The 21,876-nt window shown below is 62.4% G+C and carries 23 protein-coding genes; 20 read left to right on the forward strand and 3 right to left on the reverse strand.

What is annotated here, in order from left to right; genetic code table 11:
- The first annotated feature begins 1 nt into the window (after position 1).
- The 7 genes from hisG to QM649_RS14945 are packed head-to-tail and all read left to right on the forward strand — an operon-like array spanning position 2 to position 5,939.
- The gene (gene hisG / locus QM649_RS14915; RefSeq protein WP_415199851.1) at positions 2 to 883 is read left to right on the forward strand and encodes an ATP phosphoribosyltransferase; all 882 of its coding nucleotides are present in this window, start codon (positions 2 to 4) and stop codon (positions 881 to 883) included.
- Positions 884 to 2,158, forward strand: a complete 1,275-nt coding sequence (gene hisD / locus QM649_RS14920) for a histidinol dehydrogenase (protein ID WP_415199852.1) — start codon at positions 884 to 886, stop codon at positions 2,156 to 2,158. It begins immediately after the preceding gene.
- A complete protein-coding gene (gene hisC, locus QM649_RS14925; protein WP_415199853.1) occupies positions 2,155 to 3,255 on the forward strand; it encodes a histidinol-phosphate transaminase in 1,101 nt (366 codons plus the stop codon). The genes hisD and hisC overlap by 4 nt, the downstream gene beginning before the upstream one ends.
- Positions 3,255 to 3,914, forward strand: coding sequence for an imidazoleglycerol-phosphate dehydratase HisB (gene hisB, locus QM649_RS14930; protein WP_415199854.1), 660 nt, complete (start codon positions 3,255 to 3,257; stop codon positions 3,912 to 3,914). Before hisC ends, hisB begins: the two co-directional genes overlap by 1 nt.
- Positions 3,911 to 4,507 carry an imidazole glycerol phosphate synthase subunit HisH gene (gene hisH / locus QM649_RS14935; protein ID WP_415199855.1) on the forward strand — a complete coding sequence of 199 codons (597 nt, stop codon included), beginning with the start codon at positions 3,911 to 3,913 and terminating at the stop codon, positions 4,505 to 4,507. The genes hisB and hisH overlap by 4 nt, the downstream gene beginning before the upstream one ends.
- Entirely contained in the window at positions 4,501 to 5,271 is a 771-nt protein-coding gene (hisF, locus tag QM649_RS14940) for an imidazole glycerol phosphate synthase subunit HisF (RefSeq protein ID WP_415199856.1), read from the forward strand. The genes hisH and hisF overlap by 7 nt, the downstream gene beginning before the upstream one ends.
- Positions 5,265 to 5,939 (forward strand): HisA/HisF-related TIM barrel protein, encoded by a 675-nt coding sequence (locus QM649_RS14945; protein WP_415199857.1) that lies wholly within the window; start codon positions 5,265 to 5,267, stop codon positions 5,937 to 5,939. Before hisF ends, QM649_RS14945 begins: the two co-directional genes overlap by 7 nt.
- Here QM649_RS14945 and QM649_RS14950 read toward each other — a convergent pair.
- A complete protein-coding gene (locus QM649_RS14950; protein WP_415199858.1) occupies positions 5,932 to 6,141 on the reverse strand; it encodes a hypothetical protein in 210 nt (69 codons plus the stop codon). The two genes, QM649_RS14945 and QM649_RS14950, sit on opposite strands and share 8 nt — an antisense overlap.
- 87 nt (positions 6,142 to 6,228) lie before the next feature.
- On the opposite strand from QM649_RS14950, the gene QM649_RS14955 reads away from it, so the two are divergent.
- The 3 genes from QM649_RS14955 (at position 6,229) to QM649_RS14965 (ending at position 9,510) form a co-directional block, all read left to right on the forward strand.
- Positions 6,229 to 7,407 carry a pyridoxal phosphate-dependent aminotransferase gene (locus QM649_RS14955; protein WP_415199859.1) on the forward strand — a complete coding sequence of 393 codons (1,179 nt, stop codon included), beginning with the start codon at positions 6,229 to 6,231 and terminating at the stop codon, positions 7,405 to 7,407.
- A 153-nt stretch (positions 7,408 to 7,560) separates the two neighbouring features.
- The gene (locus QM649_RS14960) at positions 7,561 to 8,400 is read left to right on the forward strand and encodes a hypothetical protein (RefSeq protein WP_415199860.1); all 840 of its coding nucleotides are present in this window, start codon (positions 7,561 to 7,563) and stop codon (positions 8,398 to 8,400) included.
- 144 nt (positions 8,401 to 8,544) lie between these two features.
- Positions 8,545 to 9,510, forward strand: coding sequence for a 2-hydroxyacid dehydrogenase (locus tag QM649_RS14965; protein ID WP_415199861.1), 966 nt, complete (start codon positions 8,545 to 8,547; stop codon positions 9,508 to 9,510).
- A gap of 691 nt (positions 9,511 to 10,201) precedes the next feature.
- Here the strand turns inward: QM649_RS14965 and QM649_RS14970 are convergent.
- Positions 10,202 to 10,831: a thymidine kinase gene (locus QM649_RS14970; RefSeq protein WP_415199862.1), complete on the reverse strand. Its 630-nt coding sequence runs from the start codon at positions 10,829 to 10,831 to the stop codon at positions 10,202 to 10,204.
- A gap of 210 nt (positions 10,832 to 11,041) precedes the next feature.
- Between QM649_RS14970 and QM649_RS14975 the strand changes: the two genes are divergently transcribed.
- The 10 genes from QM649_RS14975 (at position 11,042) to QM649_RS15020 (ending at position 20,456) form a co-directional block, all read left to right on the forward strand.
- Positions 11,042 to 11,491 carry a peptidase inhibitor family I36 protein gene (locus QM649_RS14975; RefSeq protein WP_415199863.1) on the forward strand — a complete coding sequence of 150 codons (450 nt, stop codon included), beginning with the start codon at positions 11,042 to 11,044 and terminating at the stop codon, positions 11,489 to 11,491.
- Positions 11,492 to 11,673: 182 nt separating this feature from the next.
- Complete coding sequence (locus QM649_RS14980) at positions 11,674 to 12,879, forward strand: tRNA guanosine(34) transglycosylase Tgt (protein WP_415199864.1); 1,206 nt, start codon at positions 11,674 to 11,676, stop codon at positions 12,877 to 12,879.
- 320 nt (positions 12,880 to 13,199) lie between these two features.
- Positions 13,200 to 13,508, forward strand: coding sequence for a preprotein translocase subunit YajC (yajC, locus tag QM649_RS14985; RefSeq protein WP_415199865.1), 309 nt, complete (start codon positions 13,200 to 13,202; stop codon positions 13,506 to 13,508).
- An 80-nt stretch (positions 13,509 to 13,588) separates the two neighbouring features.
- Positions 13,589 to 15,202 carry a protein translocase subunit SecD gene (gene secD, locus QM649_RS14990; RefSeq protein ID WP_415199866.1) on the forward strand — a complete coding sequence of 538 codons (1,614 nt, stop codon included), beginning with the start codon at positions 13,589 to 13,591 and terminating at the stop codon, positions 15,200 to 15,202.
- Between the two features lie 136 nt (positions 15,203 to 15,338).
- The gene (gene secF, locus QM649_RS14995) at positions 15,339 to 16,544 is read left to right on the forward strand and encodes a protein translocase subunit SecF (protein ID WP_415199867.1); all 1,206 of its coding nucleotides are present in this window, start codon (positions 15,339 to 15,341) and stop codon (positions 16,542 to 16,544) included.
- A 169-nt stretch (positions 16,545 to 16,713) separates the two neighbouring features.
- The gene (locus QM649_RS15000; RefSeq protein WP_415199868.1) at positions 16,714 to 17,439 is read left to right on the forward strand and encodes a TonB family protein; all 726 of its coding nucleotides are present in this window, start codon (positions 16,714 to 16,716) and stop codon (positions 17,437 to 17,439) included.
- A gap of 103 nt (positions 17,440 to 17,542) precedes the next feature.
- The gene (locus QM649_RS15005) at positions 17,543 to 18,289 is read left to right on the forward strand and encodes a MotA/TolQ/ExbB proton channel family protein (RefSeq protein WP_415199869.1); all 747 of its coding nucleotides are present in this window, start codon (positions 17,543 to 17,545) and stop codon (positions 18,287 to 18,289) included.
- 201 nt (positions 18,290 to 18,490) lie between these two features.
- The gene (locus QM649_RS15010) at positions 18,491 to 18,940 is read left to right on the forward strand and encodes an ExbD/TolR family protein (RefSeq protein ID WP_415199870.1); all 450 of its coding nucleotides are present in this window, start codon (positions 18,491 to 18,493) and stop codon (positions 18,938 to 18,940) included.
- A gap of 64 nt (positions 18,941 to 19,004) precedes the next feature.
- Entirely contained in the window at positions 19,005 to 19,436 is a 432-nt protein-coding gene (locus tag QM649_RS15015; RefSeq protein WP_415199871.1) for an ExbD/TolR family protein, read from the forward strand.
- Between the two features lie 201 nt (positions 19,437 to 19,637).
- Positions 19,638 to 20,456, forward strand: coding sequence for a tetratricopeptide repeat protein (locus tag QM649_RS15020; protein ID WP_415199872.1), 819 nt, complete (start codon positions 19,638 to 19,640; stop codon positions 20,454 to 20,456).
- Positions 20,457 to 20,821: 365 nt separating this feature from the next.
- On the opposite strand, the gene QM649_RS15025 is transcribed toward QM649_RS15020, so the two are convergent.
- On the reverse strand, positions 20,822 to 21,829 hold the full coding sequence (locus QM649_RS15025) for a Gfo/Idh/MocA family protein (protein ID WP_415199873.1): 1,008 nt from the start codon (positions 21,827 to 21,829) through the stop codon (positions 20,822 to 20,824).
- Positions 21,830 to 21,876: the final 47 nt, after the last annotated feature.

The following is a 21,876-nucleotide window of genomic DNA, read 5'->3' on the forward strand; positions in this document are numbered from 1 at the left end:
CATGTCGAACACGAAGAAGCTCCGTCTCGGAATCCCCAAGGGCAGCCTGCAGGATGCCACCCTCGCTCTCTTCCAGCGCGCCGGTTGGAACATCTACGCCAACGGCCGCTCCTACTTTCCCTCGATCGACGACAAGGAGATCGAGTGCATGCTCATCCGCGCGCAGGAAATGGCGCGCTACGTTGAAAAGGGCGTGCTCGACGCAGGCCTCACCGGCATCGACTGGGTCGTCGAGAGTGGCCTCGAAGTCGAGAGCGTGACGGCCCTTGTGTATTCAAAGCAGAGCCGCCAGCGTGTGAAGTGGGTGCTTGCCGTGCCCGAAGATTCGCCGTATCAGAAGGCCGAAGATCTCGCCGGCAAGGTCATCGCGACTGAGTTGGTCGAAGTCGCAAAGAAGTACTTCGCCGAGAAGAACGTGCCCGTGAAGGTCGAATTTAGCTGGGGCGCGACGGAAGTGAAGCCGCCCATGCTTGCCGATGCCATCGTCGAAGTTACTGAGACCGGCAGCTCGCTGCGCGCCAACCGCCTGCGCATCATCGACACCATCATGGAGAGCGAGACGCGCCTTATCGCTAACAAGGGCGCGTATGCGGACTCATGGAAGAAGAACAAGATCGACAGCCTTGCGCTCATGCTCAATGCGGCTATCGACGCGCAGGGCCAGGTTGGCCTGATGCTGAACGTCGAGAAGAACAACCTCGATGCCATCCTCGGCATTCTGCCCGCGCTGAATTCGCCGACTGTCTCGCAGCTTAGCAACTCCACCTGGTGCGCGGTAAATACCATCCTCGAAGAAGGTGTGGTCCGCGAAGTGGTGCCGAAGCTCAAGGCCGCAGGTGCAACCGGCATCGTCGAGTATCCGCTGAACAAGGTGGTTCTCTAGATGAAGGTCATGACAACCCGGAGCGCCGCTGCAAAGCGGCGCATCGGCGAACTGCTCACCCGCCGCAGCGATACCTGGGAGCGCGTGACGCCGACAGCGAAGCGCATCGTCGATGGCGTGCGCAAGGGTGGCGATAAGTCCCTGCGCCGCTATGCCCAGCAGCTTGACGGGATTTCGCCACAGACGCCGTTACAAATACCCGCGGAAGAGCTGAAGGCAGCCTGGGATGCGATCGCGCCCGAGATGCGCCGCACGCTCGAGACTGCTGCGAAGAACATCCGCGCCTTTGCGCAGAAGCAGAAGCCGAAGGACTGGGACTTTGCGCCTGTTCCCGGCGTCACCACCGGCCAGCGTGTGCGTCCGTTGGGCGCAGTTGGATGCTACGTGCCGAGCGGCCGTTACCCGCTACCCTCGACGCTGTTGATGACAGCGATCCCTGCGCAGGTTGCTGGCGTGCCGCGTATCGTCGCCGTCTCGCCGAAGCCCGCGCCGGAGACGCTCGCCGCCGCGCACCTGCTCGGCATCACCGAGTTCTATCGCCTGGGCGGCGCGCATGCTGTGGCTGCGCTCGCTTACGGCACGGAGAGCCTGCAGAAGGTCGACAAGATCGTCGGTCCCGGCAATGCCTACGTGACCGCGGCCAAGAAGCTCGTCTCTTTCGACTGCGCCATCGATATGCTTGCCGGGCCCACAGAGATCGTCGTCACCAGCGATGCGGGCACGCCCGCTGGCATCGCCTCCGATCTGGTTGCGCAGGCCGAGCACGATCCCGATGCGCTCGCCATCTTCCTCACCACCCGCGCCGATCTCGCCGCCGCCGTCTCCGCAGAGGTGAAGCAGCGCGTGAAGTCCAACGCAACAGCGCGCGAAGCCATCCAGCGCAACGGATTGATTCTCGTCGCCAGGTCGCAGGAAGAAGCGCGCACGCTGACGAACGCGCTCGCGCCCGAACACCTCACCGTCGATACCGAAGAAGATCTCGCGTGGGTCGAGAACGCAGGCTCGGTCTTCATCGGCGAATACAGCGCGCAGCCGCTCGGCGATTACGTCTCCGGCCCGAATCACACGCTGCCCACCGGCGGCCTCGCCCGTGTGCGCGGTGGCCTCAGCGCGATGGACTTCGTGAAGCTCATCACCGTGCAGTCATACACCGCAAAGGGCCTCGCGAAGCTCGGCCCCGCAGCCGTCTCCTTGGCAAAGGCCGAAGGCCTGACAGGCCACGCTGAAGCCATCGAGGTACGGCTGAAGGCGCTGGCAGAAGGGAAAGACGCATGAGCGAATTCATCGCATCCGTAGCGGCTCCCGAGCCCCGCGCGCTCGTAAAAAAGATCAAGGAATATCATCCGCCGCTTGGCGACCGTAGCGGTCTCCGTCTCGACTTCAACGAGAACACCTTCGCCTGTTCGCCGAAGGTGCTTGAGGCGTTGCAGCGTGTCACGCGCGGCGACCTGACGATGTATCCCGAACGCACGCCGGTCGAGGCCATCGTTGCGGCAAAGCTCGGTATTCAGCCGTCGCAGGCGCTGCTCACCAACGGGATGGACGAAGCGATCCATGTTCTGTGCCAGGCGTATCTCGATAAGGACGACGAGCTTCTGCTGCCTGTGCCGACGTACACCATGTACGGCGTCTACGCATCGGCGACAGAAGGGAGGCTGGTCGAAGTGCCGGCTGCTGAAGGCTTCCGCTTTCCGCTCGAGGCGCTGCTCTCGCGCATCACGCCCAAAACCAAGCTCATCGCCATCGCCAACCCCAACAGTCCCACGGGGCAGACGATCTCGCGCGAAGACATCCTCAAGGTGATCGCGGCCGCGCCACACGCGATGGTGCTGATCGATGAAGCCTACTACCACTTCTACGGCCAGAGTGTGATGGATCTCGTCGGCCGGATCCCAAATGTAATCGTCGCGCGTACATTTTCGAAGGTCTACGGCCTTGCCGGTCTGCGCCTCGGCCTCCTGGCCGCGGATGAATCGGCGATGCAGTGGCTGCGCCGCGTCATCTCGCCCTATAGCGTGAACGCGCTCGCGCTTGCCTGCCTGCCGCCGGCGCTCGAAGACGATGCCTATATCGACTGGTACGTGAACGAGGTGAAGCAGGCGCGCGAAGAATTCACCGCCGCGCTCAGCAGCCTGGGTGTGCCCTGGTGGCCCTCGCAGGCCAACTTCGTGCTCACGAAGATCGGCCCGCAGCATGCAGCCTTTTCGAAGGCCATGCACGCGCGCGGTGTGCTGGTGCGCGACCGCTCAAGCGACCCCGGTTGCGACGGCTGCGTACGCATCACTATCGGCACGCGTGAGCATACGATCGCAGGCATCGCAGCGATGGCCGCAGTACTCAACGAGATTCAATGGACAGGAGAAAGAGCCTGATGGCGAAGAAAGCAGCAGCAAAGACCACGAAGAAGTCCAAAGCCGCAGCGGAAGAAGCGGTAAGCACGACAAAGCGAGTCGGCGTCATCGATCGCAAGACCGCCGAGACGCAGATCAAGCTGAAGCTCACAATCGAAGGTGAGGGCAGGTACAACGTCTCCACCGGCATCCGCTTCTTCGATCACATGCTCGAGCTCTTCACGCGCCACGGCGCCTTCAATCTCGATCTCACCTGCACCGGCGATCTCGATGTCGATCAGCATCACACTGTAGAAGACGTGGGCATTGCGCTCGGTGAGGCCTTCGATCAGGCACTCGGCGACAAGCGCGGCATCTGGCGCGCGGGCTACTTCGTCATGACCATGGATGAAACCCTCGGCCTCGCCGCTGTCGACCTCAGTGGCCGCGTCGAGTCGGTCATCAAGACCAAGGTAAAGACGCGCCTCGTCGGCGATCTGCAATCGGAGCTGGTCGATGACTTCTTCGACGGCTTCGCCCGCGGCGCTCGCGCCAACGTGCACATCAAGACGATGTACGGCCGTTCCAATCATCACAAGGTCGAAGCGCTCTTCAAGGCCTTCGCCCGCGCTCTGCGCGTGGCCTGCTCGCGCGACAAGCAGCTTGGCGAGATGCTGCCCTCCACAAAGGGTCTGCTGTGATCGCCGTCATCGATTACAAGGCCGGCAACCTCACCTCGGTGATCAAGGCGCTGCGCGCGGTCGAGGCGCATCCCCAGGTCACCGAGGACCCCGACGTGGTGCGCAAGGCCTCGAAGATCGTGCTGCCCGGTGTCGGCCACTTCAGTGGCACAGCCTTTCTCGAGCAGCACGGCCTCAAGCAGGCTATTGCCGAGCGCGTCGCCGAAGGCGTGCCGCTGCTCGGCATCTGCGTAGGATTGCAGTGGCTCTACCAAGGCAGCACGGAGGCTCCCGATGCGCCGGGCTTCGGCTTCTTCCCCGCGATATGCTCGCGCTTCGATGGCGGCGGCAAAGTGCCGCATGTCGGATGGAATGCTGTTGCCGTGAAGGAAGGCTCGCGCCTGCTCGCAGGCGTGCCGGACGGCAGCTTCGTTTACTTCACGCACTCCTTCCGCGCGCCGGTCACGGATGAGACCGTGGGTACCACCGAATATAGCGGCGCATTCACGGCGGCTGCCGAACGCGATCACGTGATGGGCGTGCAGTTTCATCCGGAGAAGTCGGGCGTTACCGGCCTCCGCATCCTGCGCAATTTTGTGGAGCTGCCATGCTGACGCGTCGTGTCATTGCTTGTCTCGATGTAAAGGATGGCCGCGTCGTCAAGGGCGTCCAGTTCGTTGATCTGATCGATGCGGGTGATCCCTCGGAGCTGGCCGCGCGCCACGCGCTCGCGGGCGCGGATGAGATCGTACTGCTCGACATCACTGCGACGCACGAAGGACGCGGCACGCTGATCGAAACCGTGCGCCGCACCGCGCGGCGTCTCTTCATCCCGTTCACCGTCGGCGGAGGCATCCGCACGCTTGACGACGCGACAGCGGTCTTCGATGCGGGCGCAGACAAGGTCAGTGTGAACTCCGCCGCGCTCTCGCGGCCGGAACTCATCGACGAGATCGGCTCGCGCTTCGGCGCGCAGGCCGTCATCGTCGCCATCGACGCACGCCGTGGAGACAAGTCTCCCGAAGAGGCGGAAGTCTTCGTCGCAGGTGGACGCAAGCCCACTGGCCGCAACGCTGTCGAGTGGGCGCGTGAGGCCGAACAGCGCGGCGCGGGCGAAATCCTGCTCACCTCGATGGACTCCGACGGCACACGCGCGGGCTTCGACTGCCTGCTGACTGCAGCCGTCAGCGAAGCTGTGCAGATTCCGGTCATCGCCTCGGGCGGCGCAGGTTCGGCGGCGCATTTCTCTGAGGTCTTTCTCGCTGGCAAGGCGGACGCCGCACTCGCCGCGAGTATCTTTCACTTTGGCATTGCCGACGCGCGCGCTCTTAAAGAAGAAGTCGCACGGGCAGGCGTTCCCATGAGGCTCCCATGCTGATTCCTTCCATTGACCTGATGGGCGGGCGTATCGTCCAGCTCGTGCAGGGCGAAAAGCTCAAGCTCGCCTTCGATGACTTCGAATACTGGATCGAGCGCTTCTCGACATATTCCACAGTCCAGCTCATCGACCTCGACGCCGCCATGCGCCAGGGCGACAACACCGCCATCATCGAGAAGATTGCCAGCCGCCTGCCCTGCCAGGTCGGCGGCGGCATCCGTACGCCGGAGCGCGCGCAGCAGCTGCTCGCAGCAGGGGCAAAGCGCGTCATCATTGGTTCGGTGCTCTTCCGTCACGATTCGGTCGACACCGAGATTGCCGCGGCATTCTCGAGCGCCATCGGCGACGAGCAATTTGTAGCCAGCGTTGATACAAAAGGCGGCAAGGTTGCCGTCAAAGGCTGGAAGGAGCAGGTCTCGCTCACGCCAGAAGAGGCCATCGCGCAGCTAGACCCCTACTGCGGCGCGTACCTTTACACCCACGTCGACACCGAAGGCACGCTCAGCGGTTTCCCGGTGGAGCGTGCGGAGACGCTGAGCAACCTCACGAAACGTCGCCTGATCGTGGCCGGCGGCATCCGTGAGCAGGCGGAGATCGACGCGCTCGATCACCTCGGCGTCGACGCGGTCGCCGGTATGGCCGTTTACACCGGCCTGCTGGCTACTTAGTCTGTCCGGAAATGCGGGGGCGGCGTCTGGCGATGGCCTGCGCCGCCTCTTCGCGTTTGCGATGCACCAGTCCGACCAGAAGAAATATCCCCAGAATCGCCCCAGGCAGGGCCGCTCGCCGCAGCCCTCCGCTGTGCAGACTGATGCCGGCGTCGATAAGCCACAGGAAGGCGATGAGGAACCAGATACTCGAGCGGCGCATGCGCTCGCAGAATAGCATCCAAAATCGCGCAGATGCGCTAAGCTGATCGGTCCCCGCCCGCCAGAGGCTGGAGACCAGGATGTCTTCATGACGACCAAGAAGAAATCGCATCATCTTGCGCGCCGCCTCGATGAGGTCGGCTTTTCCGATATCGTCCAGATCCGCAACAAAGTATATGAACTGCGTGCCGCGGGTCAGACCGTGCATGCCTTCCATAGCAGCGAGCCCTTTTTCGAGACGCCGGAACCCGTGAAGTACGCGATGGTGAAGGCGCTGGTAGAGAATCGCACGCGCTATGCGCCGTCATCGGGCATTGAGCCGCTGCGCGAGGTCATCGCGGGCAAGCTTCAGGCGAAGAACCACATCAAGTCCTCGATCGATCAGGTTCTCGTCACCGCAGGCGGCATGCACGCCCTCTATGCCGCCTTCCAGGCGGTGTTGAACCCCGGTGACGACGTGTTGCTCTTTTCGCCCTACTGGACACCGATCAAGGATATGATTACCGCCGCCGAGGCCCGTGCGCTCTTTGTGCCCACGGCGACGGCGCGCCGCAGCGGCATCGCGCAAACGCTCGAGCAGTTCTCGACCCCGAGCACGAGGGCCATCTACTACAACACGCCGCAGAACCCCTCGGGAACGGTCTTCACCCGCGCCGAAGCAGAGGAAGTAGCAACATTTGCGAAGAAGCACGACCTGGTGGTGATCGCCGACGAAGCCTATGAGGATCTGGTCTACGAGGGCGAGCACGTCTCCATCGCCTCGCTGCCGGGCATGGCGGAGCGGACCATTACGACTTACACGCTCTCGACGAGTTACGGCATGTCGGGCTGGCGTATCGGCTACGCGGTGGCGCAGGAGCCGTTCATAACCGGTCTCCGGAAGGTGATTCTTTATTCGGTCATCGGCGTTTCCACGCCCACGCAGTGGGCTGCGCTCGAAGCATTGAAGATGCCGCAAAGCTATCTCGATTGCCGCCTCGAGCAGTACCGTGAGCGGCGCGACCTGCTGGTGGAGGGGCTTAACGAGGTGGGGCTCTCATGCGAGAAGCCCGCCGGCGCGTACTACGTTCTTGCCGACACGCGCAAAATCCATAAGGACAGCCGCAAGGCAGCCGCCACTCTGCTCGACAAGGCTCACGTGGCCACCATTCCGGGCGTGGTCTTCGGGGCGCAGGGTGAAGGCTTTGTGCGCTTCGGCTACACCATGACGAAAGAAGCGATCTCGGTCGGGCTCACCGCGCTCAAAGCGTTTACCGGGAAGCCGTAATCACCGTTTTGCCGGCGAGGATGTAACTTTCGTCATGCCGAAAATTCGGTTTGCGCTATTTGGCGTCGAATTCCTCCGTTCAAGCGTCCAATGGTGTGTCTCCGGGTTAGAACACATATCCATCATCCGGAGCGGAGAAGAGTTAACTCTTTCATGCATTGGAATTCCCCTTTTTCTCTTAAGGCGATGGCGATCGCTGTGCTGGGAGTGCCGCTGGCTTTTGCTTCGGCCTCTGCGCAGCAGGCGCCGGAGCCCTTGGCCACGACGACGCCCGCCGCACACAGCGGCGATACCGAAACCTCTTCCTCGCTTGCCAACCTGCCGGACGCGAGCTCCTCGGCTGCGGATCTGCCCGACGACCCCGGCACGCAGGCGCAGGACGCCTCGCAGGCGGCCACCGGCGGCAAGCAGACCAAGCGCATTCTCGGCATCGTGCCGAACTTCCGCTCCGTCTCGGTGGACGCCAAGCTGCCGCCCATGACGGTGAAGGACAAGTTCATCGGGGCCACGGAAGACAGCCTCGATTATTCGGACTTCATCTTCATCGGCATCCTGGCCGGCATCTCGCAGGCGCAGAACTCCTATCCGCAATTTCACCAGGGCGCGGCCGGCTACGGACGCTACTACTGGCACACCGCGGCGGACCAGATCGACGAAAACTACATGGTCGAGTTCTTTGTGCCTGTGGCGCTGCATCAGGATCCGCGTTACTACACGCTGGAGCGCGGCAGCTTCCTCAAGCGGCTCGGCTATTCGTTCTCGCGCATCGCCATCACGCGGCAGGATGACGGCTCGAGCAACTTCAACTACTCCGAAGTGGTCGGCGCGGGCGCGGCAGCAGGGATCTCGGCGCTCTACTATCCCAGCGCGGATCGCGACTGGACCAAGGTCGGCCAGCGCTGGGCCACCAGTGTCGGTCTCGATGGCCTGACGTTTGTCTTCAAGGAGTTCTGGCCGGACATCAACGACCACATCTTCCATCAGAAGGACTAGGGACTGGCCGTCCGAGCCTTCGCGCGCATCTTGCGACTGCGAAGAGTTTTGGCGCGTCCTTCGGTCGCGATCTGAGAGCGGCAACAGGGCTCGGCGTTTTCGCCGGGCTTTTTTGCTGCATCATGGACAACAAGGAGAGAGTGCATGCTGAAGGTCGGAGTTCCGGAGTGGATCGATGAGCACCTGCTGGCAAAGTTTCCGGAAGGGGTCGCCATCGAGCGCATCCCGGCAAAGCCCGAGCAGGCAATCGAAGTGGAATTCTGGCTGGCGCACTCCTCCCCCGTGGCCATGCGCGACTCTCTGCCCTACGTGCATGGAGTGAAGGTGGTGCAGGCCATGATGGCGGGCGTCGACTGGTTGCGCCCCATGGTGCCGGAGGGCGCCGTGCTCTGCGACGGCATGGGACTGCACAACATCCCCACGGCGGAGTGGACGATCGCGGCCATCCTCGCCTCGCTCAAATTCTTCCCCTTCTATCGCGATCTGCAGCACACCGGTCAGTGGCAGCGCGCTTCCGAGGTGGATGGCATCTATCGCAGTCTCATCCCCGGGCCGCATCCCGCGAAGTTCCGGGTTTTGCAGGATGAGCTCTACGGCAAGCGTGTGCTGATCGTGGGATACGGTTCCATCGGCCGCTCCATCGAGGAGCGCCTGCTGCCCTTCGGCGTCGAGATCGTCAGGATGGCGCGTTCGGCGCGCGAGGGCGTCGAGCCGATCTCGCGCCTCCACCCGATCCTGCCCGAGGTCGATATCGTGGTCCTCATTGTCCCGCTGACCGAGGAGACGACCGGCCTCATCGGCGAGGCGGAGCTGAGCCTGATGCCGCAGGGTGCGCTGCTGGTGAACGCCGCACGTGGTCCTGTCGTGAAGACCGATGCGCTGCTGACGGCTCTCCAGTCGGGACGCATCCGCGCCGCGGTGGATGTCACAGACCCCGAGCCACTACCCGAAGGGCATCCACTGTGGTCTGCCCCGAATCTGCTCATCACGCCGCACGTCGCCGGATCGAGCCCACACTTTACCGGCCGCGCAATCGACCTCGCCGCCGCGCAGGTGCGCCGCTACCTGAAGGGTGAGCCCCTCGAGAACGTAGTGTCCGGCAGCTACTAGGAGGCGCGATCATCCATCCCTCATCCATGTCATTCCGACCGGAGCGGCCGCAGGCCGCGAAGGGGAGGAACCTCTAGCTCCGTCCTCAGGCGAAGATCTTAACGGTGGCTCATTCAAGCCCGGTTTTGGCTTGAGTGGGGGCGGATATACCCAATTCACCCGCACACCCGGCCATCCCGGCCGAAGCGTGGGGGCCTGCGGTTCGTCAGTAGCTGCAGAATAAGGGTGCCCCGTCCAAGCTTCGCTTGGGCGGGAAACAAAAGAGCTTGATAGGAAACGAAAAAACCGTGTCATTCCGACCGGAGCGGCCGCAGGCCGTGAAGTGGAGGAACCTGCGGTTCTCTCGTCAGGCGAAGATCTTAAAGGTGGCTCATTCAAGCCCGGTTTTGGCTTGAGTGAGGGCGGATATACCCAATTCACCCGCACACCCGGCCGAAGCGCGGGGGCCTGCGGTTCGCCAGTAGCTGCAGAATAAGGGTGCCCCGTCCAAGCTTCGCTTGGGCGGGAAACAAAAGAGCTTGATAGGAAACGAAAAAACCGTGTCATTCCGACCGGAGCGGCCGCAGGCCGTGAAGTGGAGGAACCTGCAGTTCTCCGTCAGGCAGACGAAAACGCGGGTGCCCACCTCTCGTGTTTGACAGGTGGGAATCTCTCACCTGAGCCCTGAGCCCTGAGCCCTGAGCCCTGAGCCCTACTTCGCCGCCGTAGGCAGCTCCATCTGCCGGGCGGCTAGCTCTTCCTGATAAGGCCGGAAGCAGTTGCGGCAGCGGGCCTCGTACATGCCGGCCGCGCCCACCAGCACCAGCGACTGGCTCTCGCCGAGGCGCTGCGTGTGGATGGCGGGCTGCCCGCACACCATGCAGACGGCCGAGAGCTTGGTGACCTCGTCCGCTACGGCCATCAGGTCGGGAACAGGTGGGAACGGCTCGCCCGCGAAGGTCGTATCCAGCCCGGCAAGCACCACGCGCTTGCCGCGATGCACCAGGTCCAGTGCAAGCGGCACCAGCGCCGCGTCAAAAAACTGCGATTCGTCGATCCCGATCACGTCCACTTCGTCGAGCACCGGATAGAGTGCGTCGCGCAGTGCATCCACATTGGCCACGGTCGAGGCGTCGAGGGTCTGGGCTGAGTGCGAGGCGATCGCCGTGCGGTGATAGCGCACATCGAGGTCCGGTTTGAAGCACTGCACGCGCAGCCGGGCAATGCGCGCACGGCGCAGGCGGCGGATGAGCTCTTCGGACTTGCCGGAAAACATGGGCCCGACAATGACTTCGATACGGCCCGGGGCGACGGGCAGAGGCTGAAAATGCGGCTGGGACATGGGTAGGGCGACTTCCCGGGAGGAGGAATCCTGAAGGAAAAGTGTAGCGCCTGAGCGGCTGCGGATATCAGCAGGAAGCGCTTGCGGGCGGCAGGCGGCATTTCACTCCGAATTTCTGGTCCGGATGCCGATTCTCGGCTAGTATGGCGGCGTCCGCCGGATGGTCTCCGCAGGTTTACGCAGTTCTTGCCGGAATATCAGGAGAAATCGATGAAGCGTTTCGCCGCTGTCCTCACTCTACTCCTCGCTGTCAGCGCTACCATTGCACAGAACTATCCGCCCCCGGGCCAGCGCCCCGGCCCGCCTCCGGGTCAGCAGGGCGACCCTTGGGCCTACGGACCGAACAACAACGCCTGGCGCCCGGACTGGAACAACCGTCCCAACCCGCGCCGCGGCGCCTGCTTCTTCACGACGGCGCCCTTCCGGGGAAACCGCTTCTGCGTCCGTGCCGGGGATAAGCTGCCCGGCCTGCCCGGCAACATCGGTGGAAACATCTCCTCCGTGCAGATCTTCGGAGGCGCGCAGGTGCGGCTCTTCAATGACAGCAACTTCCGCAACGGCAGCGTCACCCTGCGCAACTCGGTCCCCGACCTGCGCCGTGTCCCCTTCCGCGGCGGCCACACCTGGAACAACCGCGTCTCCTCGCTGATGGTCTTCTAGCTGCTGCGCGCAGGGCGGATCGCCTTCGGCCTCTGCTCCCGTTGGTCGCGAGCTGAGGTTTTGTATCAGGGCACAGTTTTGGCCGTGCCCTGATACTTCCGAGGCAAGCTTTTGCGAATCGAGTGGGCAAGACATTAGGCCCCGGGGTCTTGCCTGGCAAAGCAGCGGCTAGAATCCTAAGAGTGTCTCTCGAATTCCAGATTCATCACACCGATGGCGCTGCCCGCCGCGCCACCATGCGGCTGCCCCACGCCGCCGTCGAAACGCCTGTCTTCATGCCGGTCGGTACGGTCGCCTCGGTCAAGGCGCTGCCGCAGCACTTCCTCGAAGAACTGGACGCGCGCATCATCCTCGGCAACACCTACCACCTCTACCTGCGCCCCGGCCACGAGCTGGTGCGGCGCATGGGCGGTCTGCATCGCTTCATGAGTTGGGACCGCGCCATGTTGACCGACTCGGGTGGATTCCAGGTCTTTAGTCTCAACGAGTTACGCAAGGTCAAAGAGGATGGCGTCGAGTTTCGATCGCACCTCGATGGCTCCAAGCACTTCTTCTCGCCCGAACACTCCATGGAGGTCCAGATCGCCCTCGGCGCGGATATCTGCATGGCCTTTGACGAGTGCACCGAGTATCCGGCCGACTACGCCCGCGCCCGCCAGTCGCTCGACATTACCCTCCGCTGGGCCGAGCGCAGCAAAAAGTATTTCGACGAGCACCGCCACGAGCGCCCCTGGGACCTGCACATCCCCGGCGTGGAAGATCGCGGCATGAATCATTCCGGCACAGGCCTGCGCGGCGAGGGACCGGACGGCTTTGCCGGGCTCCAGCCCAATCTCTTCGGCATTGTGCAGGGCGGCATGTATAAGGATCTCCGCCGTGAGTCGGCCGAGCGCCTGGTCGAGATGGATTTCCCCGGCTACGCCATCGGCGGGCTGAGCGTGGGTGAGCCGCGCAACCTGACGCTCGAGGTCATTGCTGAGACGCTGCCCTATCTGCCCAAGGACAAGCCCCGCTACGTGATGGGCGTCGGCTTCCCGGACGAGATCGTCGAATACGCGAAGATGGGCGTGGACATGATGGACTGCGTGCTGCCCACGCGCGCTGCCCGCCACGGCATGCTCTTCACCTCCGAGGGCCGGCTGAATATGAAGAACAAGCAGTTCGCCGAGGACCAGGGCCCCGTGGATCCCGAGTGCGACTGCCCCACCTGCCGCCGCTACACCCGCGCCTACCTGCGGCACCTCATGGTGGCGCACGAGCCGCTGGCCGCGACCCTCAACACGCTGCATAACCTGGCTTTCTACCTGCGAACCATGGAGAAGGTGCGGGCGCAGATTGCCGCGGCGAAATCGGATGCCGGCACGGCTGCGGCTCCCGCGGCAGGGTGAAAATCCGGAGAAAATCCAAGCCCGCCGCAGCCAATGGCGGGCCTGGGCAAGTAAACGGCTCCTTGACAGGGCCTATCCGGTCAGCGATGCTAAATTGCTAGGCGCCCCCAGGTCATTTCCACGCGAGTTTCAAGCCCCAGCGATCGGGGTGGAAAGGCCGGCAGGCTGCCGGGCAAGTGCAAACGAAGGAAGCAGCCTATGCTGTTCAAAGCCTCCGGCAAAGGTGACCCGCCTGGCCTCCGGGGCCTTCCCTCCGAAACACCCCGAGTTTCCCATGGTCCGGGCCCGGAATCCGGGTGCGGCCAAAAAAGGATTGTGTGTTGACACCGACTCTCTTGCTGGCTGCCGCGCTTCCTCCCGGCGTCCTACAGTTCCTGCCCTTCGTTCTGATCATCGTGGTCTTTTATTTCCTGCTTATCCGCCCGAACCAGAAGCGGCAGCAGACGTGGCAGCAGATGCTCGGCAATCTGAAGTCGGGTGACCGCGTGACGACCAACGGCGGCATTCGCGGAACGATCCTTTCGATTAAGGATGACGCGATTACCCTGCGGGTCGCACCGGACAATATCAAGATCGAAGTGGTGAAGAGCGCAATCGCCTCGGTGACCACCGACGAGGCGGCGAAGTAGCTGCCGCTTGTCTTCTCCTCACCACCTCTGCTGTGCCCCAGCTCTACCCAGCTCCATGCGTAGGAAGTTGATTCGAGTCCATGCGTAAGAATCTGACCACTAAAGTCGTTGTCATCATCGCCGTCCTGCTGTTCTTCATCGGCGGCATCATCGGCGTGCCGAAGGGCCTCAGCAGCTCTGCCCTGAAAGACGCTCTCCTGCAGCGGATCAACCTCGGTCTCGATCTGCGGGGCGGTACGCACCTGATCCTGCAGGTCATGGTGGATGAGGCCGTCGGCATCACCCGCGACAGCGACGCCTCGCACATCCAGACCGACCTCCAGCAGGCCGGCATCACGGTGGGCTCGGTTACGCCGGACACCTCGCGGACCGACGTCATCAATATTGCGGGTATCCCGGCCGACAAGAGCAGCGATGTGCGCAGCACCATCGACGCCAAGTACGGCACCGCGTATGACATCGCCTCCGGCGCGAACAATACGCTCACGCTGACCATGAAGCCCTCCGAGGTCGACGCGCTGAAGAAGGCCGCGATGGATCAGTCGATCCAGGTCATCACCCAGCGCGTGAACGAGCTCGGCACCAGCGAGCCGGTCATCCAGGAATACAACCTGGGCAGCAACCAGATCCTCGTCGAGCTGCCGGGTGTCGACGATCTCGGCCGGGTCAAGGACGTGATCCAGTCCACCGCGCGCCTCGAGATCCACGCCGTCGACGGCGGTCCCTACACCAGCGAGCAGGATGCTCTTCAGCAGCTGGGCGGCACGGTGCCGGTCGACGAGCTGCTGCTGCCGACCAAGCCGGGCGCCTCGTCGTCGGGCAACGTCGAATGGTATGAGCTGAAGCGCGTAGCCGAGGTGGGCGGCACCGACATCCGCAGCGCGCGTGTCAGCCAGAACCCGAACACCAACATGCCCGAGGTCGATTTCTTCCTGACCACGGCGGCAGGCGATCACTTCGCGGACTTCACCGGCGCGAACAAGGGCAAATACCTCGCCATCACCATGGACGGCAAGATCCAGGAAGCGGCGACGATCCACGACCAGATCCGCGACCAGGGCAACATCAGCGGCGGCAATATGACCACCGACTCGGCGAACGATCTGGCCATGCTGCTGAACACCGGCTCGCTGCCCGCTTCGCTGCACTACCTGCAGGAGAGCACGGTCGGTCCCTCGCTCGGTGCTGACTCCATCCACCAGGGTGTAATGGCCTCGCTCGTGGGCATGATCGCGGTCATGCTCTTCATGCTCATCTACTACCGTGGCGCGGGCATCAACGCCGATCTGGCTCTCTTCCTGAACCTGGTCATCCTGCTCGGCTTCATGGGTTACACGCACTCGGTGCTCACGCTGCCCGGCATCGCCGGCGTCATCCTGACCATCGGTATGGGCGTCGACTCGAACGTGCTGATCTTCGAGCGTATCCGCGAAGAAATGCGCGCGGGCAAGAGCCCGTCTGCGTCCGTCGAGCAGGGCTTTGCGCATGCGTGGACGACGATCCTCGATACGCACGTGACGACCATCGTTTCGGCGATCATCCTGTTTATCTTCGGTACCGGTCCGGTGCGCGGCTTCGCCGTCACGCTGTCCTTCGGTCTCTTCGCCAACCTGTTTACGGCGGTCTTCGTTTCGCGCACGATCTTCGACGCGAACCTGAACCGCAAGCAGCGTGGTGGGGCGCTCTCGATCTAGACGATCGAGCCGGGACTGGCCGCCCACGCGATTGCGCTGCAGGCGGCCAGATGGGATCTGCAAGACCGGCAGGCTGAGAAGCCTGCCGGGGAAAAGTTAGAAATGCCCGGGGCCGTTGCCCCTGAGGGATGCTTTCGTGGAACTGTTTCGTGAAGTGAAGATCGACTGGCTGGGGAAGAAGTGGTTCTTCCTCGGGTTCTCACTCATTTTCAGCGTCGCCGGCGTGCTGTCGATGCTCTTCTGGCATCACCTCCCGCTCGATGTCGACTTCAAGGGCGGCACGGTCGTTCGCGTGAAGTTCGACCAGGCGCCGGATCTTGAGAAGATTCGCGCCGCCGCGGACAAGGCCGGCCTCAAGGATGTGCGCACCCAGGACTACGGTCCCGCCACAGGCCATGAAGTGCTGATCACGCTGGCCGAGTCGCAGACCAGCGAGTCCGCTCTCGACCGTGGTCGCGAGGCGATTGTTGCTACGTTAACCAACAATTATTCGGCGACCGGCCCTTCGAATCAGGGCAAGCTCGATCTCGACAATGCCGGCAAGAGCGCACTGACGCCGTGGCTCGTCGAGCATGATGCCGAGCACCTCGGCAACAACGAGGCGGCAACGGCTCATTACACCGAGCAGGCGAACGCGATCCTGAACTTCCGTGACAACCAGAACGGCGGCCTGTTGCCTTCGGTCGACAGCCTCTCAAGCGTGGCCACGCCGGCCGTCGTGAATGACCTCAAGCAGAGTTCGTTCCTCTCCGGCTTCGCCGTGCGCAACGTGGAGATCGTCGGACCGCAGGTGGGCGCGCAGCTGCGCAAGCAGGCCCTGCTGGCGACGCTCTATTCGCTGGCTGGCATGCTCGTCTATCTCTGGTTCCGCTTCGAGCTGATCTACGGCGTAGCCGCCGTGGTCGCGGTCTTCCATGACACGCTGATCACCGTCGGCGCCTTCTCGCTCAAGAACCAGGAGATCTCGCTCACCGTCATCGCCGCGATCCTCACGCTCATCGGTTACTCGATGAACGACACCATCGTGGTCTTCGATCGTATCCGCGAGAACCTGCGCCTCAGCCGCCGTGAACCGCTGGCGGACGTGGTGAACCGCAGCATCAACCAGACGCTGAGCAGAACCGTGCTGACGTCCGGCCTCACCTTCCTCACCGTGCTGTCGCTGTACGTGTTCGGTGGTGAAGTGCTGCGTGGCTTCTCCTTCGCCCTGGTGATCGGCATCCTCATCGGCACCTACTCCTCGATCGCTGTGGCGGCGCCGATGCTGGTGGCCTATCAGGAATGGCGCGCGAAGCGTGGCAAGGCTGCCGTGCTTCCTGCATCCAAGAAAGCACGCGCATAGCAAAGAAAAGCCCGCGCCCCGGCGCGGGTTTTCAGTCGTATGGTTGCTGTGTTATAGATTCAAGACCCGCCTTTTTCACCCGGAAATTTAGATTCAATTTTTTGGGAACAAAACTGTACCGGGTTGGTGTCTATAGGTGGTAACAAGATTCGCACGATCGAGGTAGGCCATGTTTCAAGACGCTCTCATGGAGTCGGGTGGCAAGATCAAGACGAAAAGCAAGTACTTCATCTTTGTTGGAGTGCTGCTCAACGGTTCGATCCTCGCTGCTCTGATCCTGGTTCCGCTGATTTACCCCGAGGCTCTTCCGAAGGCGGCCATGAGCACGCTGCTGGTCGCGCCACCTCCGCCACCGCCGCCGCCACCACCACCGCCGCCGGCTCCGGTGCACCAGGTCAAGGTCGTGCCGACGCTGAATGCGATGGCCGCGCCCCGGACCATTCCTAAAGAAATCAAGATGGTGCATGAAGATGCGCCACCGCCGTCTGACGCTGGCGTGGCCGGCATGGACGGTATGGCTGGCGGCAGCGCCGGCGGCGTAATGGGCGGCATCCTGGGCGGCATCGGCTCGGGTCCTGCTCCGGTCGTCAAGGCTGCTGCTCCCAAGAAGATCGCTGTGTCGGCCGGTGTGGTTGCCGGTAACAAGCTCAGCGGCGATCAGCCCCAGTATCCGGCCATTGCCAAGGCTGCACGCATCCAAGGTACGGTTGTTCTGCAGGCGACGATCTCCAAGACCGGTTCGATCGAAGGTCTGAGAGTCATCAGCGGTCCTCCGATGCTCCAGTCTGCGGCGCTCTCGGCCGTGAAAACCTGGCGTTACAAGCCCTACCTCCTCAACGGCGAGGCGGTGGAGGTGGAAACCCAGGTCAACGTGATCTTTACCCTCGGTGGTTGATTTTCGGAGTACGCCGATCCGGGACTACCGGGGAAAGCAATCCGCAGCCGCTTAACTTGTGAACTTGTGATTCCAGAAGTTACTCCCTAGGAGGAAAGATTCAGTGATTCTCGCTCATCTCAATCAGCTTGCGTTTCATCCGGCCGCGCTGGGCTTCTTTCAGGATCAGCAGACGTCCGTAGGTTTCAGCCCCGTTGACCTGTGGAACAACATGGGCTGGCTGGCCCGTGGCGTTGTGTTGGTGCTCTTCATCATGTCGATCTGGTCGCTGGCCGTGATCATCGACCGCTACCTCTACTTCGCGGCAGCCCGCAAGCAGTCGCGTGAGTTCGCTCCTCGCGTTGCCGGCGCCCTCAAGGAAGGCAAGCTGGACGAAGCGGTGAAGGTTGCCGATCGCAACAAGAAGTCGCACCTGGCGGAAGTTGTCACCGCCGGTCTGCAGGAGTTCCGCAACTACGGCGGCGGCGGCACCGTGACCGCTGAGCAGATCGAGTCGTCCAAGCGCGCCCTCGAGCGTGCCGAGGCGATCGTTCATGCCAAGCTGAAGCGCGGTCTCGGCGGCCTGGCCACCATCGGTTCGACGGCTCCCTTCGTCGGTCTGTTCGGTACGGTTGCCGGTATCCTTAAGGCCTTCCAGGAAATCGCCACCCAGAAGACCCCCGGTATCGGTGCGGTCGCCGGCGGTATCTCGGAAGCCCTGGTCACCACCGCCTTCGGTCTGCTGGTCGCTATCCCGGCCGTTATGACCTTCAACTACTTCACCAACAAGGTCGAAGCTTTCGACGTCGAGATGGACAACTCGTCGAGCGAACTGATCGACTACTTCATCAAGCAGAGCGGCCGCCGCTAATTCGCTCTGCCCTGACGAAACAGGGAAGTAACGGGAATCACACGTTGGCAGCGGAGTTCCGCTCCGCTGCCAACGCCCAAAATTTCACCTGGGTCGGCGCGAGGGGTGCTGCGCGAACGGGCAGCCCGGGTGGTTCTTGAACCCGTTGGCAGCCAGCCGTTGTATCCGTTCACGGACGACAGAAGACCAGGGGAGTTAAGCATGGCACTAGTTAAGAGAGACGAAGGCAAGAAGGTAAACTCCAACATCAACGTCACCCCCATGGTGGACGTCATGCTGGTGCTGCTGATCATCTTCATGGTCATCACGCCCATGCTGAACAACAAGGTCAACGTCACACTGGCACGAAGCAAGAACGCGATCGCCATGGATGACGCCAGCAAGGAAGACGCCGTTACCGTTGCGGTCACCCGCGACAGCAGAATTTATCTGAACAAGGACCAGGTCACGCTGGCCGATCTCGGCCCCAAAGTGACGGACCTGCTTCAGAACAAGACATCCAAGATGGTGTACTTCCGTGCCGACGCCCGCTCCCATTACGGCAGCGTGGAAGATGCCGTCGATGCGGTTCGCACCTCGGGTGTGGACGAAATCGGACTGCTCACCGAGCAGCAGGCGCCAGCAACCGCGCCTCCGTCGGGCGGCCAGTAGTCCAGGCGCAAGCAGCAAAGGCTTTCACAGCACAGATCTTTTTGAAGAGATGAGGAACTGACCTATGGCAATGGGAACTGGCGGCGGCAGCGGCCTTAATTCCGACATCAACGTAACGCCGATGATCGACGTGCTGCTGGTGCTGCTGATCATCTTCATGGTCATCGTGCCGGTCACTCCGCACGGCCTGGATGCGCTGGTTCCCCAGCCTCCGAAGACGCCGCAGCAGCAGGACAACGACACCGCTATCGTTGTGCAGATCAATGGCGCAGCCGGCGGCGTGCCCACCTATAAGATCAACCAGGACGACGTGCAGAAGGAGCAGATCCAGAGCAAGCTGGATGCGATCTTCGCGACGCGCGCGACCAAGGTCATGTTCGTCAAGGGCGATCCGAATCTCAACTTCGAGTCGGTAGCTGAAGTTGTCGACATCGCCCATGCCGCAGGCATCGACCACGTCGGTCTTCTCACTCCCAAGATTGAAGCGGGCCAGTAGGCCCGCTTTTCCCGCATCGGGCGCCCGCCTTCTACCCCAGGGAGTGCGCTGCCGTCCGCAACGTCCCTGTTTGTCCCTGAGGCTTGCCTAAAGGCGCAAACGAATTACAATCAGCAGCGCGGGGAGTTTCTCCCATTCGCGACCTTGAAGCATCCCAATTGTCAGGGCCCGCCTGGCGATTCGAAGGAGACGAGATACAGAATGAATCGAATTGCACGTTTTCCGGTGATGACCGCCGCGACGCTTTCGTTGCTGGTCTTGATGACCGGGTGCCAGCGCCTCAAGGCCCGCGATCAGCTGAATAAGGGAGTCCAGGCGTACAAGAGCGCGAAGTACGAAGAGGCCATCAATCACTTCCAGGAAGCGGTCAACGATGACCCGACCCTGCCCATGGCCCGCGCTTACCTGGCTACCGCTTACGCACAGCAGGTTGTTCCCGATCTCACGACCGCGGACAATCTCAAGAACGCTCAGCTCGCCATCCAGAACTACCAGGAAGTGCTCTCGCAGGATCCCAAGGACGTCAACAGCCTGAAGGGTATTGCCAGCATTTACTACAACACCGACAAGTATCAGGAAGCCAAGGAATGGCAGAAGAAGGTGCTCGAAGTGGACCCGCAGGATGCAGAGGCGGCGTACACCATCGGCTCCATCGACTGGCGCCTCGCCTACCGCAATGCCGTCCAGGCTCTCAAGAACGCGGGACTGCAGGACGATGGTCAGGGCAACGTCAAGTTCCCCAAGAAGGCCTGCCAGGATCTCGTCGCGCAGAACGGCCCGCTCGTGAGCGAAGGCCTCGAATTTCTGCACAAGGCTGTCGAGATTCGTCCTTCCTATGACGATGCGATGGCTTACCTGCAGCTGACCTATCGCCGCAAGGCCGATCTCGAGTGTGGCAACGGCCCTGCCCTCAAGGACGACATGGCTCAGGTCGATCAGTGGCGCGAAAAGGCCATGGCGACCCGCAAGGCCAACGAAGAAAAGAAGGACCAGCAGACCCAGGGCATCACCATGCAGTAAGGCCTGCCCGGCCTGCCGGACAAATGGACTGGCACACAAAAGCCCTCGCTTCTGCGGGGGCTTTTCTTTTCTCGCGCGCCTGGGCCGATTACTTTACATCGCAAGCAATTTCCCCCGGCGCTATCCACATAGGCCGATCTCTGTTTCCGAGATGCTCAGAGAAAGTCTGTCATTCCGACCGTAGCGAGACGGCTTCATTGCCTCGCGCAGTGGAGGAACTTGCGGTTTTGCTTGCAAGTCGAGGACTTTTGGATGTGAGCAATCTCACTGCGGGTTCTTCGCTCGTTCCATGCAGCCGCTTTGGTCGGAAGGGCATATTCGTGGCAGGGAGAAGCTGCCGTAAATAAGATCTGTCGATGCCCAGGTTAAGGTGCCGGTACAGGGTCGACCGTCTCGCGAGTGCCCGTGCGCCAGCTCGCATAGGCCGCGTCCAGGATGCGCTGGTTGTGCAGGCTATCCGTTCCGGGAGCGCGATAGCGCTCCTTGCCTTCGATCCAGGCCGAGAAGCCATCCAGCATGCGGCTATAGGCGTCAGCGTTCGAGATGGTCACGGATTCCACCGTCTCGCCGCCGCGCCGCAGAACCAGCTCCACGGGATGGTCCACAGTCAGGCCATCCTCGCAGACGATCACGCCGTTCTCGCCGGTAATCTCTACCAGGCTGCGATAGGCCGCCCGCGTCGTGACCGTAACCGTGCCGATCGCGCTCGAAGCGAAAGCCAGTCCAATGTTGGCGTAAGACTCCACGTGACCCGACTCTGCATCCCCATGGGCGAGCGTCGAGACTGCCGTGACCTCATCGTCGAGCACGAAGCGCAGCGCATCGATGCAATGCACGCCCACGTCGCCGATAGGTCCGCCGCAGGCCAGCGAGGGGTCGTAGATCCATTGCCGCGGGCTGTGGTTGGTGTCGTAGGCAAACTGCGCGTGCGCAAGCCTCGGCTGCCCGATGCGGCCCTCGGCAATCCACTGCCGCATACGTTCCACGCTGGGGTTGTAGCGGAAGTTCTGCGCTACTCCAAAAGGCAGCCCCGCCCCATGCGCGGCCGAGAGCATCAGGGCCACCTCGTTAGCATTCATCGCAAGCGGCTTCTCGCACAGCACCGGCTTGCCCGCGGCCAGCGCGGTCAATACGTGCGGCAGGTGCAGCGCATCGGGGGACGCGACGAAGACGGCATCGATCTCCGGAGAAGCACAGAGCGCCTCCGGTGTATCGAAAACCAGCGGGACCGCATACTCGCGCGCATTGTCTGCGGCCTTTGCGGGATCGCGCCGCCACAGGCCGGCGAGCTGCGAGTGATTCGATTCACGAAAGCCCTTGAGCAGGCGGCGGACTGCATGATGGCCGAAGCCGAGAATGCCGTAGCGGATCATAACGCCCCATCATAACCGCCGTGCGAGTATGCACGCGCTGCGCTGCT

Source organism: Silvibacterium sp., from assembly GCF_047605705.1.
GTDB lineage: Bacteria > Acidobacteriota > Terriglobia > Terriglobales > Acidobacteriaceae > Silvibacterium.

Coding starts and splice junctions, on each gene's coding strand:
- hisG (WP_415199851.1), top strand. CDS start 2: ATGTCGAACACGAAGAAGCTCCGTCTCGGAATCCCCAAGGGCAGCCTG.
- hisD (WP_415199852.1), top strand. CDS start 884: ATGAAGGTCATGACAACCCGGAGCGCCGCTGCAAAGCGGCGCATCGGC.
- hisC (WP_415199853.1), top strand. CDS start 2,155: ATGAGCGAATTCATCGCATCCGTAGCGGCTCCCGAGCCCCGCGCGCTC.
- hisB (WP_415199854.1), top strand. CDS start 3,255: ATGGCGAAGAAAGCAGCAGCAAAGACCACGAAGAAGTCCAAAGCCGCA.
- hisF (WP_415199856.1), top strand. CDS start 4,501: ATGCTGACGCGTCGTGTCATTGCTTGTCTCGATGTAAAGGATGGCCGC.
- QM649_RS14945 (WP_415199857.1), top strand. CDS start 5,265: ATGCTGATTCCTTCCATTGACCTGATGGGCGGGCGTATCGTCCAGCTC.
- QM649_RS14950 (WP_415199858.1), bottom strand. CDS start 6,141: ATGCGCCGCTCGAGTATCTGGTTCCTCATCGCCTTCCTGTGGCTTATC.
- QM649_RS14955 (WP_415199859.1), top strand. CDS start 6,229: ATGACGACCAAGAAGAAATCGCATCATCTTGCGCGCCGCCTCGATGAG.
- QM649_RS14960 (WP_415199860.1), top strand. CDS start 7,561: ATGCATTGGAATTCCCCTTTTTCTCTTAAGGCGATGGCGATCGCTGTG.
- QM649_RS14965 (WP_415199861.1), top strand. CDS start 8,545: ATGCTGAAGGTCGGAGTTCCGGAGTGGATCGATGAGCACCTGCTGGCA.
- QM649_RS14970 (WP_415199862.1), bottom strand. CDS start 10,831: ATGTCCCAGCCGCATTTTCAGCCTCTGCCCGTCGCCCCGGGCCGTATC.
- QM649_RS14975 (WP_415199863.1), top strand. CDS start 11,042: ATGAAGCGTTTCGCCGCTGTCCTCACTCTACTCCTCGCTGTCAGCGCT.
- secD (WP_415199866.1), top strand. CDS start 13,589: ATGCGTAAGAATCTGACCACTAAAGTCGTTGTCATCATCGCCGTCCTG.
- QM649_RS15000 (WP_415199868.1), top strand. CDS start 16,714: ATGTTTCAAGACGCTCTCATGGAGTCGGGTGGCAAGATCAAGACGAAA.
- QM649_RS15010 (WP_415199870.1), top strand. CDS start 18,491: ATGGCACTAGTTAAGAGAGACGAAGGCAAGAAGGTAAACTCCAACATC.
- QM649_RS15015 (WP_415199871.1), top strand. CDS start 19,005: ATGGCAATGGGAACTGGCGGCGGCAGCGGCCTTAATTCCGACATCAAC.
- QM649_RS15020 (WP_415199872.1), top strand. CDS start 19,638: ATGAATCGAATTGCACGTTTTCCGGTGATGACCGCCGCGACGCTTTCG.
- QM649_RS15025 (WP_415199873.1), bottom strand. CDS start 21,829: ATGATCCGCTACGGCATTCTCGGCTTCGGCCATCATGCAGTCCGCCGC.